Source organism: Rahnella sp. AN3-3W3 (assembly GCF_003263545.1).
GTDB lineage: Bacteria > Pseudomonadota > Gammaproteobacteria > Enterobacterales > Enterobacteriaceae > Rahnella > Rahnella variigena.
On the sequence record NZ_JYDG01000014.1, the window covers coordinates 44,057 to 61,349 of the forward strand.

A 17,293-nucleotide genomic window follows, 5' to 3' on the forward strand; every position below is an offset into this window, starting at 1 on the left:
CGCAGCCGCCGTTTTAACTCATGTGCCTTTTCAGTCTGGCAGACAAGGTTTCAAGGGCGGCGAGCAACTCACTGACGGCATCGTCGCCGTTTTCCTCATTCTCACTCACAATTTCCAATGTATCGCAGGCATCAATGACGGCCTGCGCGTTGATCATCTCAGCACCACCGCGGATGCGGTGAGCAATGGCCGCCAGCGCCTGACTATCGCCGGAGGCCGACGCGGTCTCAAGTTGTTGTCTGTCCTGATGAATACCGGAAATAAACGTCTGTAAAAGAGGATGAAGTTTACCGGGATCGTTATTTGTCAGCGCGACCAGCCCGCTTAAATCCACCTCATTTTCATCATCAGACGGTACGTCTTCCGGTTCAATTTGAGTCTCAAAAAGCGCGGCCAGCATCGCCAGTGTCACGGGTTTAAACAGACACTTATCCATACCGGCATCGAGGCATTTCTGCCGTTCGTCATTGACGGCGTTTGCCGTTAACCCGATTATTTTTACCGGCAATCTATTCTGTGTGCTTTCTTCCCGGCGGATCTGGCGGGTCAGTTCATAGCCATCCATCACCGGCATACTGCAATCGGTGATCACGAAGTCGAAATCTGCGCGCCGCCACGCCGCCAGCCCTTCGCTGCCGTCAGCGGCTGCCGTCACGTGATGCCCTAGTGAGTTCAGCTGGAACGTCAGCACTTCCCGGTTGGCCGCGTAATCATCGACAATCAGCACCCGCCGCAATGCATGAATTTCTGTGGCGGTCGCTGGCAGGCTTTCTGATTGTGGCAGCGAACTGCGCTGTAATGGCAATATCACGACCGCAGAAGTGCCTTGCCCTGGCTGGCTTTCCAGCGTCAGCGTACCGCCCATCATTTCGCTCAACGTTTTGCAAATCAGCAAACCCAGCCCAGAGCTTTGCTGAGACGACAGTTTATTATTGGACGCACGTGAGAAGCGGGAGAACAGTTTCCTGCAGTCTTCGTTTGAAACGCCGATACCGGTGTCGGTAATCGTTATCGTCAGTTGCAGGCGCTGTGCGCTTTCCACATGGGCTGCCGCACGGACAGTGATTTTGCCCTGTTCGGTGAATTTCAGCGCATTGCTGAGCAGGTTGGAGATGATCTGTTTAAATCTCAGAGGATCTATCAGTACGCCATAATCCAGCGTTCCGGCGGTGTCTAAACTGAATTCCAGTCCCTTACGTCGCGCCAGCGCTTCGAATAACCGGCACAGGGAGGAGATGAGCTGACCGATATTTTCCGGTTGCAGGTTCAGCGAAAGGTAGCCGCTTTCAGCACGTTCAATATCGAGAATATCCCCAATCAGCGCCAGTAAACCCTGCGCTTCACCCGACGCAATATTCAGGGAGTATTTATCAACAATGCCTGCATCGGCTTTTTTCACCGCCAGTTCCAGCATCCCGATAATGACGTTCATCGGCGTGCGGATTTCGTGGCTCATGGTGGTCAGGAAGGTTGATTTTGCTTCGCTGGCCTGCACGGCCTGATCTTTATCGGTCTGCAAACGCTCCATACTTTTGTGACGTTCGCTGATGTCATACCAGCCGCCGATGACGCCGATAATCTCACCCTTTCCGGTCCGGTAAGGCATGATCCAGTGGTGAATAATGCGGTAATCATTTTGGGCGAGCCGCAGGATCCGGTCACTGATAATGCTTTCTCCCGTTTCAATCACCTGCAGATAGGTTTCTTCGAGTTCCTCGGCCCATCCTCCGTTCATATCCTGCAAATTCTGCATATCAAAGACCGTTTTACCCAGCACGGTATTCTCTGGAATATTCAGTTGCTGATAGTAGCTGGTATTGCACAAGAGCAATTTACCGTTGCAGTCGCGCACGTAAATAGGCAGCGGCGTTCCATCAATCAGGTCCCGCATGAAAGTCAGCTGATCGTTAAGCTTTGATTCGGCCTTATCCCGCTGCTTTATCAGGTTACGCAGCCAGTAAACCCAACCCAGCAGGATGATGAGGAAAACAACCAGCAACAGGAGTCCGTACAGAAGTTGCTGGCGTTCTTTATTCCAGAAGTTTCGTTCGATGACCGTCTGACCGCGCCAGTGATTGCCCAGTTCGCTCATTCTTGCCGGCGGGATAGAGGACAGTGCCTTAGTGATAATTGCCAGCAATTCTGGCCTGTTATCAGCCATGGCAATGCTCAGGCGCAGTGACTGATTGGTAAACACGGAGTCGATTTTGAACCGGTTTTTGTAGAAGTTATCAATCATGAACACCGACTCCGCCAGTGAAACTACCACGATGTCGACCTTTTTCGCCCCGAGCATACGAAAAGCGGCTATGGCGTCTTCACTGATCACCGGCACCATTTGCGGATACTCATTTTTAATCACTTTCAGGATGGGATCTTTGTCTACTACCGCGACCCGTAAAGGTTTATCCCCGATGTCATCAATATTGATATTGCTGTCTAAGCGGCTGGAAACCACGTAGCTGTCACGATAAAAAGTAGGGGAATAACGGATGCCCGGCGGCGGCGGTTGCAGGTTATCGGTGACCGACACCGCAAGATCGACATCACCGTGCTCCAGCAATTCTCTTGCCTGAGCACCGTTCCCGACCTTATGCCAGACCAGCCGGAACCCGCTGATTTTCGCCACTTCTTTCAGTACATCCGCATTGATCCCGTAAGGTTCGCCGCCTGCGGCAAAAAATGAGTAAGGCTCATTGGTATCTTCAAGGGCAACCCGTAAAACCCGATGGTTATCGCGCCACGCCAGCTCTTTTTCATCGAAAAGAACCGTATTGTCTTTATCAATCATCTGCGGCTTAACGCCCCAGTGATTAAGGATCTTCTGCCGCTGTTCGGGAGTGACGGCCTGAATGACCGCATTCAATAGCGATAAAAGAGTTTTATTCTCGTGGTTTAGCGCAAAAGCGAACTGGGTCTTTGGCAGGGTGGCTCTGCGTTCAATGGTGATGTTATTGAACACTCGTCGCCCCGAAAGAAATTCAGCACTGATGTTATCGCCAAGAAAGAGATCGTTTTGCCCGAAGGAGACTGACCCCATCGCACTGAAGTTGGAGGGATACATTTTCAGCTTAATGTCGGGATAGGCTTCAAGTATCCACTGAGAAGGCAAATAGTTGTACACCATCGCCACTGAGACGCCGTTCAGATTTTCACTGTGCCGGACAGGAATGTCAGAACGTCTGGCGAAGACCGGATTGTCTTCAGCATAAGCCTTAGATAACACGAGGTTTTTGTCTATCTGATCGAAGCCATTCGATGTGCCGAGAAAGTCGAGTTCATTGCGCGCCAGCGCCGCCATCGCCTCCTGACGTGAGCCAAAAACTTTCACCGTCACCGGGATGTGCAGCGCGGTGGAGATCAGTGAAGCATAGTCGGCGGTGATACCAATATAATCATTTTCAAAATTGATGATATCGAAAGGCGGGTAGCCCGGTTCGGTAATCCCCATCGTGAGCTGCCCTTTCTGCTGCAACCACTTCTGCTGTGCGCTGCTGAGTGAAACAACCGGGGCAGGGCCTTTATATTGCCCGTGGAGCGTGGCGGTATAAACTGCGGCAGCCATTGCCTGTGTGCAGAGCAATACGCTTAAGATTAACCAGCCCAAAAGGCGCATTTACGTATTCTCATAATGGCTGGCGACGTCAGCCAGTTCGAGTAAATTGCTGACATTTAACTTGGTGTATAACCGGGTTTTATAGGTGCTGATGGTCTTCTCGCTCAGTGACAATGTTTCAGCGATTTCTTTGTTACTCAGGCCGTTGATGAGGTATTTCATCACCAGCATTTCACGGTGCGACAGACGGGCCAGTTTCTCCGTCCCCGCTGCCGTCGTTTCGCCGGTGGCGGCAGAGACTTGCGGAAATAATGAATAACCCGACATCACGGCATTGATGACGTCCGTCAGCATCGAAAGGTTATCGTTCTTCGACACATAACCGGACGCTCCCGCCTGGATGCAGGGCAAGGTGAACTGCTCGCTGTTTTGGGAGGTCAGCACGACGATTTTGCAGGCGTTTTTACGCTCGCGTAAGTGGCGGATCACCTCCAGTCCGCCCAGTCCGGGAATGCCTAAATCCAGCACAAGCAAATCAGGTTGCAGTGACTCGCATTGCTGTAAGGCCTCAATACCGTTGTCACACTCAGCGACAACCTGAAATCCAGCATTGATGACCAGCATCCTGACCGTTGCCAGAATGAAAGGATGGTCATCAACAATAATTGCTTTACGCACTAGGTAGCCTCGCCAACGGGTTTGGAAAATGTTCAACACGGCAAAATCCCAAAGGATCAGAGAAATTACTCATTGAATTTTATCAGGGCTTTTCATGTCAGGAAGGAGGCGGATCCGGGGATAAAGAAAACAGCGGGAATACCTGTAAACTCATCAAATCTCAACCCTTCATTCCGAAACGGAAAACGGGAACCACTGAAGAGTTACTGCTGCCAATGCACACCTTTAATCCGATAAAAAACCCGTGCAGCCGCGTCATTTTACGCTTCGGGGAGGATTCTGTGTACATTTCTGTTCACGTAGCTTAACGGCTTAGTTACATTTTCACTCGGTGCAATATCCCGAAGGATTAACGGTGACAGCGGATGGCCCGCAGGTGCTGGCTTTGTGGTAAAAAAAAACCGGTTCAACAGCAAAAAACTGTCACCGGTACCGGAAGTGGCGGGCCCGCTGTACCGGACCCGCCCGCGTTAAAAGTACTGCGTGGTTACTTCACCGTCGGCGTTTTGGAACGCCACTGGCTGCCTGATTTTAGCGCACTGCTTTCCTCAAATTTCACCGGATTATCACGATAGGCTTTCAGTTTGTTGCGCATCCAGCTGCTGGCATCGCCCACACCGCTGATCACACCGGTCGTCGCACCGCCACCTAAGTGGACATGGAAAATACCGCGTGACGGGAAATCCAGATACTTCGGCGTGGACAGATCCCATGAATGACGTGAGAACAGTTCACGGGTGTCGTTACCCATCATTGATGCATAAGCCGCATCGAATTTCAGCGCCAGCAGGCGTTCATGGATCGCATCCACCGAGGTCCCGATTTCAGAATGCCCCATCAGGTAGCTGCCGCCGCTGCCCCAGTTCTGGGTGTTGAAATCGGCATTAACATCATCAGCAGACGTCGGCAGATGGCTGGCCGGAACCTGCCATGGCAGAACCGGTTGACGCAGGTGACGGCTTAATGAAGCGCAGAAATCAAAAGTGCGTTCCCATTCGTATGGAGAATAACAATAACCATTGGCATACGAACGAATAGTGAAGTCATCGGCTTCGTAACGGTCTGCCGCCATAAAATCAGCGCCCTTCGCCACATCAGGCGAACCGTCGGCACGGATATACTCGATGTCATCAAACACGCCGACCAGCAAGGCATATTGCGCCGTCAGTCTGCCCGCAGTGAACGGATCAACCGTCATTTTTTCATGTTGCAGGTCAGCGGCATCAAACACATCGTCATAGACGAAATCTTTGTAAACCCACTGCGAACCGGCGACGCCCCACAGGTTAACCTGCCAGCCGAGTACAACGTCTGGCGCAACCACCCGCGTCAGCCAGTTCACCGCACGGATATAACCTTTCAGGGTATTGGTAATGCCCGCAGGAACCTGCACATTGACGTTGTGATGGGCCAGTGCTTCGGTCAGAGGCTGACGTACCGGAATTTCATACGTCGGCAGGAAACCGTATTTCTGGCATTCGCCGAGATAATCCGGATTGACAATATATCCGGCTGGCACCGGATGTTCGGCATCCTTCTGGGACTGCGACATTTGCAACGACTGAATAAAGTTGGCGAAGCTGAATTTATGGCGAACCGGATCGGCAATAATATTCGTGACATCGCCCAGTGATAAGTTACAGGTATAAGACACCATCAGCGGCAGCACGGGTTCATTCAGTTTGGCGGAAACGTCCCGCGCCATTTTAATAATTTGCAGCGTCGGTTCTTTAGACGGTGACAGATAATCGCCCGCATCGCCCATGCCGTCATCACCGGAATATTTGAAAATTGAAGAGACGCGCGCCGCGGCAAAATCATCCACGTTAGTCGGTACCATATTGGCGCAGGCACCAAAGGTGAGGTACTCAGGGAAACCTTTCACGCGCAGATTCGCCCCTTTCACTACCGCCACATTCAGCTGTGCCGGTGCATTCGCGCTGACCAGTAAAGGCTGAGGGCTGACATCCACGTAATGCACGACGCCATCGAGAATAAAGGTGTCGGAAACCACGGTATAAGCACCCGGCGCAACCAGAACCGCCTGCTCAATGTTGCCATTTTGCGCGGCAATCGCATCAAAGCGGTACTGACGTGGCGTAACGGAATTGTCCGTCAGTCGCAGGGTCAGGGATTTACTGACCGCAGCATCTGCCTTCACACTGACCGTCAGCTTCGCCGCATTGGACTGTGAATCGCCACGCTGGCTGACCTGTGCCTGGGTGTAATTAATGCTGTGATACTGACCGTCGAACTGACCGTCGTAATCATCAAACAGATAATGAACATTGTTCAGACGTAAATCGGCGAGGCGGATTTCAAACCGGCCTGAAACAGGTAAATGTTCCAGACGATATTGCTGGCCGGAACGTACCGGCAGGCTCAGTTTATCCGTGCCATTCTCGCTGCAAATCAGCGTCAGTTCTTCATCTCGTAAACCGGCAAGACCTGAGAAATTCAGGGCAACATCAATGGTCGTACTGCGGTCCACTGCGCCGAAGGTGATGGCCAGCGACGTGGTGCGGCCTTTATCAATGGTGATTTCTGCCTGACCAATATTAACAGGAACACGGATCGTGCCGTCATCCGTGCTTAAATCTGTCGCAATGACAGTGTAATTCCCGGCGTTGACGGAGAAGGTAGACACGTGACCAAACCCCGGCAAAACACACAGAGTCTTGTCGCCGCGTACCAGACGCAGTTCGACTGCGGTATTTTTTAATCCGGCGGGCAGCGGCGGGCAACTGACTGACAGCTCACCGGTCACACCCGGCTCTTCGTCTGCGGCCAGCGCAAAGGTTTCACGGAAATCAGACCAGGCAGGCGAATCGGCAGAAGAGACGTTCAGCCCCATATGGATTTTCTGAATGGCGTCGCCGACAGGCTGACCGTCAGTAGGTTCGACGATCACTTTGACATCGAAAATTCCGCCGCCGACGTCTGTTGATTCCACCTTAATACCGAGTGGTTTCCACGGATTAGTTTCGACGTTAATATCACCGGCAGTGATTTTCCCCGGTGCTGAAAATACGATCACTAACTTTTCTTTAATATCAACCGCGCTGCCTGACGTTGATTTAATTTCATTCAAATCGAGAGTGGGATACCACGCATCGTTGGTCATGTTTAATTTGAATTGCAATTGCATAATACTTCTCCGCAAAGATGGGTAAACAGTGTGAAAAATCCCGTATTAATAAGGTCATCCGGGAACAGCCATCACCCTAGCAGAGGAGTAAAACATTCATCGCCACACTTAATTCATTTTATGCAGTTGTTATTATTAATATCACCTGACAACAATCGCATTAATATAACGGCACAATTTTATGATTATCATGCCTGTTATTATTATTCTCATAAAAAATAAAAAAGGTATTAATACGCCATATCGACATGCTCAAATTCACAAAACGCTACGCTCTGCAAATGAAGGGCATGTTACATGTCAGCTTTGCGCGATGCTTTCCAGTTTTAGTTGTGACAGCTTCTTGCCCGCTGGGCTAAGATACGCAACAGAAAAAATCCTTAAACCCATCGCGTCGAAAAATGGATTAAAAAGATTAAGTCTATGACAAATAATGTAAACCTGGATGCCCACACGCCGATGATGCAGCAGTATCTGCGTCTCAAAGCAGAGAACCCGGAGGTTCTGCTGTTCTATCGCATGGGCGACTTCTACGAACTGTTTTATGACGATGCGAAACGCGCATCGCAGCTGATGGACATCTCCCTGACCAAACGCGGTGCTTCTGCCGGTGAGCCGATCCCGATGGCCGGCGTGCCTTATCATGCGGTGGAAGGCTATCTGGCGAAACTGGTGCAGCTCGGTGAATCCGTCGCGATCGCCGAACAGATTGGCGACCCGGCGCTGAGCAAAGGGCCGGTTGAGCGTAAAGTCGTGCGTATTGTCACGCCCGGCACCGTCAGCGATGAAGCGTTGCTGAGCGAGCGCCATGACAATCTGCTGGCGGCTATCTGGCAGGACGGCCGTGGATTTGGGTATGCGACGCTGGATATCAGCTCCGGCCGTTTCCGTGTGGCTCAGCCCGACGATCTGGAAACCATGGCGGCGGAATTGCAGCGTACCAATCCGGCGGAATTGCTGTATCCGGAAAGCTTTGAAGCCATGCAGCTTATCTCTTCCCGTCGCGGATTGCGTCGCCGTCCGATGTGGGAATTTGAGCTGGAAACCGCGAAGCAGCAGCTCAATCTGCAATTTGGTACCCGCGATTTAAGCGGCTTTGGCGTTGAGCAGGCGGCTCAGGCGCTGCGTGCTGCCGGTTGTCTGCTGCAATACGTGAAAGATACCCAGCGCACTGCCCTGCCGCATATCCGTGGTGTCACCATGGAACGCCAGCAGGACGGCATTATTATGGATGCGGCTACCCGCCGTAATCTGGAGCTGACGCAAAATCTGGCCGGTGGCGTCGAAAACACGCTGGCCGCGGTGCTTGATCAGGCGGTGACGCCGATGGGCAGCCGTATGCTCAAACGCTGGATCCACATGCCGAGCCGCGATATCAAACTGCTGACGCATCGTCAGCAGGCGATTGGTGCGTTGCAGGATATCACCGCCGATTTACAGCCGGTGCTGCGTCAGGTCGGCGACCTCGAGCGTATTCTGGCACGTCTGGCACTGCGCAGCGCACGTCCGCGTGACCTGGCCCGAATGCGTCATGCCATGCAGCAACTGCCGGAAATCCGTGAGATCTTGCAGGGAACCGAAGCCGCTCATGTGAAAACGCTGGTGGAGCAAACCGGTGACTTTACCGAACTGGTGGAACTGCTCGAACGCGCCGTGATCGAAAGCCCGCCGGTTCTGGTGCGTGACGGTGGCGTAATCGCGCCGGGCTACAACGCTGAGCTGGATGAATGGCGTGCGCTGGCAGACGGCGCGACGGATTATCTCGATCGTCTGGAGATCCGCGAACGTGAAAAGCTGGGGCTGGATACGCTGAAAGTCGGTTTCAACGGCGTTCACGGTTATTACATTCAGGTCAGCCGCGGTCAGAGCCATCTGGTGCCGATTCATTACGTCCGTCGCCAGACGCTGAAAAATGCCGAGCGCTACATCATTCCTGAGCTGAAAGAATACGAAGACAAAGTACTGACCTCCAAAGGTAAGGCGCTGTCTCTGGAAAAAGCGCTGTATGAAGAGCTGTTCGACCTGCTGATGCCGCATCTGTCTGCGTTGCAGCAAAGCGCCAGCGCGCTGGCCGAGCTGGATGTGCTGAGCAATCTGGCGGAACGTGCTTACACGCTCAATTACGCTTGCCCGACCATGAGTGAAAAGCCGGGTATTAATATTACCGGCGGTCGCCATCCTGTGGTTGAGCAGGTGCTGAGCGAACCCTTTATCTCCAACCCGCTGAACATGTCTCCGGCGCGACGGATGCTGATCATCACCGGTCCAAACATGGGCGGTAAAAGTACCTATATGCGTCAGGCGGCACTGATTGTTCTGATGGCGCATATCGGCAGCTATGTTCCCGCTGAGACTGCGTCATCGGGCCGGTGGATCGCATCTTCACCCGCGTCGGTGCAGCGGACGATCTGGCTTCCGGGCGATCGACCTTCATGGTGGAAATGACCGAGACGGCGAATATCCTGCACAACGCGACCGAAAACAGTCTGGTGCTGATGGATGAAATCGGACGCGGGACGTCAACCTACGATGGTCTGTCACTGGCCTGGGCGTGCGCGGAAAACCTCGCCAGTCGTATTAAAGCCATGACGTTGTTCGCCACCCATTATTTCGAGCTGACCACCCTGCCGGAAAAAATGGAAGGCACGGTCAACGTGCATCTGGATGCTATCGAACACGGCGACACCATTGCCTTTATGCACAGCGTGCAGGACGGCGCGGCCAGCAAAAGCTACGGTCTGGCTGTGGCTGCACTGGCCGGTGTTCCGCGTGATGTGATTAAGCGTGCGCGCCAGAAACTGAAAGAGCTGGAAACGTTGTCGAACAACGCCGCTGCCAGCAAAGTTGATGGTCCGCAGCTGGCATTACTGACCGAAGAAGTGTCTCCGGCGGTGGAAGCCCTGGAGGCTCTCGATGCGGATTCGTTGTCGCCACGTCAGGCGCTGGAATGGATCTATCGTCTGAAAGATATGATGTAAGCGTCTGCTGGCCTGATCAGCGGGCATAAAAAAACGGTGGGGATTAACCCACCGTTTTTATTTTCCGTTCTTACAGATACTGCATGATGCAGTCACTGTCTGACGCGTTGTTTATTCGCGGAACAATGCTTCAATGCTCAGGCCTTGCCCCTGCAGGATTTCACGCAGGCGACGCAAACCTTCTACCTGAATCTGACGAACACGTTCACGTGTCAGGCCAATTTCGCGGCCTACATCTTCCAGCGTTGCCGCTTCATAGCCCAACAGGCCGAAACGACGCGCCAGTACTTCACGCTGTTTTGCATTCAACTCGAATAACCACTTCACGATACTCTGTTTCATATCGTCGTCTTGTGTGGTGTCTTCCGGGCCGTTGTCTTTTTCATCCGCCAGAATATCTAACAACGCTTTCTCTGAGTCACCACCCAATGGGGTATCTACAGAAGTAATGCGTTCATTCAGGCGCAACATACGGCTGACGTCATGTACCGGCTTGTCGAGTTGCTCAGCAATCTCTTCAGCGCTCGGTTCATGGTCCAGTTTATGTGCAAGTTCACGTGCAGTACGCAGGTAAACGTTCAGTTCTTTAACGATGTGAATCGGCAGACGAATAGTACGGGTTTGATTCATGATCGCCCGTTCGATTGTCTGACGGATCCACCATGTTGCATAGGTGGAGAAACGGAAACCGCGCTCAGGGTCGAATTTTTCAACCGCACGGATCAGACCCAGGTTACCTTCCTCGATCAAATCCAGCAGTGCCAGACCGCGATTACTGTAGCGGCGGGCAATCTTAACCACCAAACGCAGGTTACTTTCAATCATACGGCGGCGGGAAGGAACATCTCCCCGCAGCGCGCGTCGTGCGAAATAAACTTCCTCTTCTGCGGTAAGCAGAGGGGAATAACCGATTTCACCGAGGTACAGTTGAGTGGCGTCCAGCACTCTTTGGCTTACAGCCTGCGACAACAATTCTTCTTCAGCATCGTTGTCGGCAGTCTCTTCGACTAATGCTTTCTCGTCAAAGGCTTCAGCGCTGTTCTCATCGAAATCTACATCATCATGTAACTCGTTAACTTTCAGCGTATTCTGACTCATAAGCTGCTCCTACCCGTGGTCCCGAGGGCAGAATCAATGCTCTGCCCCGATTTATCGCTGCGGAAGATAACGCAGCGGGTTTACGGATTTCCCCTTGTAACGAATTTCAAAATGCAATCTTACTGAACTGGTTCCGGTGCTACCCATAGTCGCTATTTTTTGTCCCGCCTGCACTTCTTGTTGTTCCCGGACCAGCATTGTATCGTTATGTGCATAGGCGCTCAGGTAATCATCATTGTGTTTAATGATGATCAGATTACCGTAACCGCGAAGAGCATTACCCGCGTAAACCACACGCCCCGAGGCGGTTGCTACGACAGATTGTCCACGCGAACCAGCAATATCGATCCCCTTATTTCCCCCTTCAGAAGCTGAGAAATTATCGATAATTTTCCCGTCAGTCGGCCATTTCCAGGAGGAAACCGGACCGCCATTATTTGTTGACGTGGCGACGGGAGTGCTGGCTACAGCAACAGGTGTTGTGGTGGTAGTAACTGCACCTGATGAAGGCAACATCTTACCTACATTCTGTTTACCAGAAGAATCAGAATACGTGGTAGTTGGTTGAGATGCAACCACAGAACCTGCAAGCATTCCTCCGGTTGGTACTTTCGGAACACCGCCATTTGTGGCATCGGTAACCACTGGTGCGCTGCTGGTACTGGCCGCAGAAGAGACGTTATTTATCTGGACTGTCTGCCCGACTTCTAGGCTGTATGGCGCAGGGATATTGTTGCGCGCGGCCAGGTCACGGAAGTCATTGCCGGTGATCCACGCAATGTAGAACAGGGTGTCGCCACGCTTCACCTGATAGGTGCTGCCGCTGTAACTTCCTTTAGGGATGGAGTTATAGCTGCGGTTGTACACAATGTGTCCGCCAGGCCCCACGGCGGGTGCCATTTGCGGATTGGAATTCAGAGTATTCTGACTACTGTTGCCACTGTTTCCGCCGCCATTAACGCTGCTGATAGGTGCAGATGTCGTTGAATTGTTCGAACATCCCGCCATCCAGGCACTGATAAAAGTACACACTGCAATGCGGCTTAGTGTTTTTATTGGGCTTCCCGTGCTCATATTTCCCCCGTTACGGCAATCTCAGAATATCTCTTTAACCGCGCACACCGCGCCAGCTGGCGCTTTTCGTGTCACCTGACACGGTGCGGGCAGGCAACATGCGCATTCAGGACGTTGCCCGAATGCCGCTGTGCCATAAAAAACTGTAGTGGATGCTATCAACATCGCCAGTACAGCACCATATAACAGTTGTATTTAAATTTTAAGGGGTTAGTCCTGAAGGCACCTGCACAGCGCCGGTTTCAGGCAAGTTCGCCTTTCACCAGCGGAACAAAACGAACGGCTTCGATGTTTTCGGCGACAAACTCATCACCACGACGGGTGACCCGTTGCAGTGTCTGATTTTCTTCGCCCACGGGCAGAATTAAAACGCCGCCATCATCGAGTTGTTGCAGTAAATCTTGAGGTATTTCAGGGGGGGCGGCGGTGACAATAATGGCGTCAAACGGACCGCGCGAAGGCCAGCCCTGCCAGCCGTCACCATGACGGGTGGAGACGTTATGCAAATCGAGTTGCTTGAGGCGTCTTTTCGCCTGCCACTGCAATCCCTTGATGCGCTCGACCGAGAAAACATGCTCCACCAGATGCGCCAGAATCGCGGTCTGATAGCCCGAACCGGTGCCAATTTCCAGCACACGTGAAGACGGCTCAAGGCGCAGCAGCTCAGTCATTCTCGCCACCGTATAGGGCTGAGAAATGGTCTGGCCGGAACCAATCGGCAACGCAGTGTTTTCGTAAGCTTTATGCTGAAATGCCTCATCGACGAACCGCTCTCGCGGCACGGATTCAATGGCATGCAGCAGTTTTTCATCATGAATGCCCTGCTGGCGCAGCTGTTCCAGCAGGTTGTACATCGGCTTATTCACCATTCGCGCTCACCCCGGCCTTTTCCAACCATGAGACCACGACATCCTGAGCCGCATAGGCAGTTAAATCCACCTGAAGTGGCGTCACTGAAACATAACCTTGCGCGACAGCGGCAAAATCAGTGTCAGGTGCGACATCAAATTTATCGCCCGGCGGACCAATCCAGTACAAGTCCTGACCACGCGGATCCTGCTGACAAAATACCTGCTCAGCCGGGTGACGGCTACCGCAACGCGTCACTTTGATCCCTTTAATCTGCGAAAGCGGCAGATCCGGGACGTTAATATTCAGAATTTTGCCAGTACGCAAAGGCTCACGCGCCAGCGCCCTGAGAATACGACAAGTGATGATCGCCGCCGTGTCGTAATGCTGATGACCGTCCAGCGAGACCGCCAGCGCAGGAAAGCCCAGATGACGGCCTTCCATGGCGGCAGCAACGGTGCCGGAGTAAATCACGTCGTCGCCCAGATTCGGTCCGGCGTTAATGCCGGAGACCACGATATCCGGCTTCGGACGCATCAGCGTATTGACGCCAACATACACACAGTCGGTCGGCGTACCATTAATTACGGCAGTATCGCCGTTGGGGTAAGACTGAATACGCAACGGGCCGTCCAGCGTCAGCGCGTTTGATGCGCCGCTGCGGTTACGGTCAGGGGCCACCAGCTTCACGTCGGCAAACTCACGCAGCGCGGACGCCAGCGCCTGTATGCCCGGAGCCAGTACGCCGTCGTCGTTACTCAGTAATATCCGCATCAGTTTCATCCAGATTCATCAGTTCACGCACCACGCTGGTGGCATAACTGCCGGCCGGTAACCAGAATTTGAGTTCCAGAGTGACGTCATCCCAGCGCTGCCATTGCATCTGCAAAGGTTGCAGCATAATGGCACGACGCGCAGGTTCCACCCGTTCACGTTTGAGCAGTGATAGCAAATCTGTCTGATCGCTGAGACAGGTTTGCTCGAACGCTTCGGCGTCTTCCAGCGTGCCAAGCGGGCCGTCACCGGGTAAAGGTGCCGTCACCAGCAGTTCACCGCTTTCAACACGAGGTTGCAGCGATTCAAACTCTTCGGCTTTTGCCACAAACCAGCTGCCGCGTCCGCTCAGTTGCAGGGCATCGCCAAGCATCGGCTGACGCACGGTGCCATCGGCCAGTCGCTGGCTGGCGACGATATTGAACATCGCGCTGCGGCTGGCGGAAAGATAGAAGCTGCGCTTGGCGCGTTCTTTCGGACGGGCTTCGTTGGTTGCCCAGCGTTTCGCCTGCACCAGATTATTGCCGCCACGACCAAAGCGCTGGGTGCCGAAATAGTTCGGTACGCCCTGTTGGGTGATTTTTTCCAAACGTGCTTCAACATCCGCGATATCGCTTATCTGGCGCAGCACCAGTGTAAACGCATTACCTTTCAGCGTGCCGATACGCATTTTTTTGCGATGACGTGAGGCGCGGACCACTTCGCAGCCTTCGAGGTCAAACTGGCTTAAATCTGGATCAGCCTTGCCCGGCAGATGCAGGCAAAACCATTGTTCGGTGACTGCATGACGGTCCTTGAGACCGGCATAACTGACGTCGCGCGGATGCACTTTGGCAAACCGCGCCAGCTGCTCGGCAACAAATTGGGTGTTGCAGCCATTTTTGCGGATCCGCACCAACAGATGTTCACCTTCTCCGTCAGGCTCAAAGCCCAGATCCTCTTCGACGATAAAGTCTTCCGGATTGGCTTTCAGCTGGCCGGTGGCAACAGGTTCGCCCAGTAACCAGGTGAGACGTGACATATCTATCATGCGGTAATCTTCCACAACATCATTCCTTAATCAGCAGGGCAACGGCTTCGCAGGCGATACCTTCGCCGCGACCGGTAAAGCCCAGCTGTTCAGTGGTGGTGGCTTTAACGTTGACGTCATCCATATGGCACTGCAAATCTTCAGCCAGAAACACGCGCATCTGCGGGATGTGCGGCGCCATTTTCGGTGCCTGTGCAATGATGGTGATATCCAGATTGCCCAGCTTGTAGCCCTTCGCACGGATACGGCGATAAGCTTCACGCAGCAGTTCACGGCTGTCAGCGCCTTTGAATGCCGGATCGGTGTCCGGGAACAATTTGCCGATGTCACCCAGCGCAGCAGCACCGAGCAGTGCGTCAGTGGCCGCGTGCAGCGCGACATCGCCGTCAGAATGCGCCAGTAAACCCTGCGGATAAGGGATACGCACACCACCGATCACCAGCGGGCCTTCGCCGCCAAACTTATGTACATCAAAACCGTGACCGATACGCATTATGCGTTCTCCTCCTGGGATAAGCGGGTTAAATAGAATTCTGCCAGCGCCAGATCTTCGGGCCGGGTGACTTTAATATTATCGGCCCGTGCCGGGATCAGCATAGGATGAAACCCGCAATATTCCATTGCAGAAGCTTCATCTGTGACCACTGCACCTTCATTAAGGGCACGGCGCAGGCAGGTTTTCAGTAATTCGAGCGGGAAAAATTGTGGCGTCAGCGCGTGCCAGAGATCCTGACGATCGACAGTATGCGCAATTGCCGCGACACCGGGTTCGCCGCGTTTCATGGTGTCACGCACCGGGGCGGCGAGGATCCCACCGACTTTGCTGGTGGCGGAAATCGCCAGCAAATTACTGAGGTCATCGGGATGCAAACACGGGCGTGCGGCGTCATGCACCAGCACCCAGCCACGGTCACCGGCGACGTCCAGTCCGGCCATAACCGATTCAGCGCGTTCAGCCCCGCCGGCCACCACGCGGATCCGCGGATCACGTGCAATGGGAAGTTCGGCGAACTGCGTGTCGTACGGGCTTAACGCCACGATAACCTGGCTGACTCTGCCGCTTTGCAGCAAAGCGCGAATGGAATGTTCTATCAGCGTTTTACCGCCAACAGAAAGGTATTGCTTGGGGCATTCTGCCTGCATACGGCTGCCAATTCCGGCAGCCGGTAACACGGCAATGACCTCTGGAAGGGAAACTGCGGTATGACTCATGGCTATTGATTCAGGTTGTTTTGCGAAACGGTGCTGCCCGGCGCACGTTTGTTGTCAGGCACCAGACGATAGAAAGTCTCGCCGGGTTTAATCATGCCCAGTTCGTTGCGTGCGCGTTCTTCGATCGCTTCCTGACCGCCGTTTAAATCGTCGATTTCTGCGAAAAGTTGATCATTACGTGATTTCAGTTTGCCGTTATTACCTTGCTGCACCTGAACGTCATCGTTTACACGAACATAATCGTGAATACCATTCTTACCCAGCCACAGCGAATACTGTAGCCAGCCAAGTAAAATCAGTAAAAGCAGTGTTAGTTTGCCCATCCCCGCCCCCTAAAAAAGCCGGACAATCATCCCACAACTTTCCCTCTGACTCCACTGTGGCAGGGTAAATGCCGGTGAGAATCAGACTTACGCACGCAATTAAGGGTGAGAATGACACAATGGGTTACATCGTGAAGAGAATTTGCAGGGAAAACCGCCAGGAAAAGTCACCAGCCAGACAGAAAAGAGAAGACTGTCCAGAACATGCCGATAACGCAGACCGCGCTGGCCAGAGAGGCTTTAAACCAGCCACCGCCAAAGAACGTGCTGAACGCAATGCCTATCAGGACGGAAACCGGCATCAGCGCCAGAAAGAACGGCCAGGTGTAGAGCAGGAAAAACAGGGTGTTGGAACCATAAACCAGAAAAGGGATCGCAAACGCCAGCCAGTAGAAAACAAACCCGATGAATCCGCCCTGCATGGAGTAGGAAGGATCTTCGTTGTCTGAGCTGTGGGTTGCCGGCACCAGCACGCGTGTCCGGGGGCTGATTTCCCCGGTACGATCCACGCGGATCCGGCTGACAAGTCTGCTGAGTAAAGCCTGCATAGGTGATCCCTGTATTTCAGTGTAA

General features: G+C 53.1%; 12 protein-coding genes and 1 pseudogene. 1 reads left to right on the forward strand and 12 read right to left on the reverse strand.

The window, feature by feature from the left end; genetic code table 11:
- Nucleotides 1-13 precede the first annotated feature (13 nt).
- The 3 genes from UC15_RS06710 to UC15_RS06720 form a co-directional block, all read right to left on the reverse strand.
- The gene (locus UC15_RS06710; RefSeq protein WP_232829830.1) at nt 14-3,565 is read right to left on the reverse strand and encodes a transporter substrate-binding domain-containing protein; all 3,552 of its coding nucleotides are present in this window, start codon (nt 3,563-3,565) and stop codon (nt 14-16) included.
- A gap of 51 nt (nt 3,566-3,616) precedes the next feature.
- On the reverse strand, nt 3,617-4,234 hold the full coding sequence (locus UC15_RS06715) for a response regulator transcription factor (RefSeq protein ID WP_112287709.1): 618 nt from the start codon (nt 4,232-4,234) through the stop codon (nt 3,617-3,619).
- Nucleotides 4,235-4,721: 487 nt separating this feature from the next.
- Nucleotides 4,722-7,382, reverse strand: a complete 2,661-nt coding sequence (locus tag UC15_RS06720) for a hypothetical protein (protein WP_112287710.1) — start codon at nt 7,380-7,382, stop codon at nt 4,722-4,724.
- A gap of 423 nt (nt 7,383-7,805) precedes the next feature.
- On the opposite strand from UC15_RS06720, the pseudogene mutS reads away from it, so the two are divergent.
- Nucleotides 7,806-10,360, forward strand: a pseudogene (gene mutS / locus UC15_RS06725) (DNA mismatch repair protein MutS).
- A 111-nt stretch (nt 10,361-10,471) separates the two neighbouring features.
- On the opposite strand, the gene rpoS reads toward mutS, so the two are convergent.
- From rpoS to UC15_RS06770, 9 genes are all read right to left on the reverse strand, one after another.
- Nucleotides 10,472-11,458, reverse strand: coding sequence for an RNA polymerase sigma factor RpoS (gene rpoS, locus UC15_RS06730; RefSeq protein ID WP_112287711.1), 987 nt, complete (start codon nt 11,456-11,458; stop codon nt 10,472-10,474).
- A gap of 51 nt (nt 11,459-11,509) precedes the next feature.
- Nucleotides 11,510-12,532, reverse strand: coding sequence for a murein hydrolase activator NlpD (nlpD, locus tag UC15_RS06735; RefSeq protein ID WP_112287712.1), 1,023 nt, complete (start codon nt 12,530-12,532; stop codon nt 11,510-11,512).
- 242 nt (nt 12,533-12,774) lie between these two features.
- Complete coding sequence (locus UC15_RS06740) at nt 12,775-13,401, reverse strand: protein-L-isoaspartate(D-aspartate) O-methyltransferase (RefSeq protein ID WP_112287713.1); 627 nt, start codon at nt 13,399-13,401, stop codon at nt 12,775-12,777.
- Nucleotides 13,391-14,155, reverse strand: a complete 765-nt coding sequence (gene surE, locus UC15_RS06745; RefSeq protein WP_198659673.1) for a 5'/3'-nucleotidase SurE — start codon at nt 14,153-14,155, stop codon at nt 13,391-13,393. The genes UC15_RS06740 and surE overlap by 11 nt, the downstream gene beginning before the upstream one ends.
- On the reverse strand, nt 14,136-15,182 hold the full coding sequence (truD, locus tag UC15_RS06750) for a tRNA pseudouridine(13) synthase TruD (protein WP_165353181.1): 1,047 nt from the start codon (nt 15,180-15,182) through the stop codon (nt 14,136-14,138). Before truD ends, surE begins: the two co-directional genes overlap by 20 nt.
- Before the next feature lie 22 nt (nt 15,183-15,204).
- Entirely contained in the window at nt 15,205-15,678 is a 474-nt protein-coding gene (gene ispF / locus UC15_RS06755) for a 2-C-methyl-D-erythritol 2,4-cyclodiphosphate synthase (RefSeq protein WP_015695903.1), read from the reverse strand.
- Nucleotides 15,678-16,397, reverse strand: coding sequence for a 2-C-methyl-D-erythritol 4-phosphate cytidylyltransferase (gene ispD / locus UC15_RS06760; RefSeq protein WP_112287714.1), 720 nt, complete (start codon nt 16,395-16,397; stop codon nt 15,678-15,680). Before ispD ends, ispF begins: the two co-directional genes overlap by 1 nt.
- A 2-nt stretch (nt 16,398-16,399) precedes the next feature.
- Nucleotides 16,400-16,720, reverse strand: coding sequence for a cell division protein FtsB (gene ftsB, locus UC15_RS06765; RefSeq protein ID WP_112287715.1), 321 nt, complete (start codon nt 16,718-16,720; stop codon nt 16,400-16,402).
- 167 nt (nt 16,721-16,887) lie between these two features.
- Nucleotides 16,888-17,268: a DUF3561 family protein gene (locus UC15_RS06770; RefSeq protein ID WP_112287716.1), complete on the reverse strand. Its 381-nt coding sequence runs from the start codon at nt 17,266-17,268 to the stop codon at nt 16,888-16,890.
- Nucleotides 17,269-17,293: the final 25 nt, after the last annotated feature.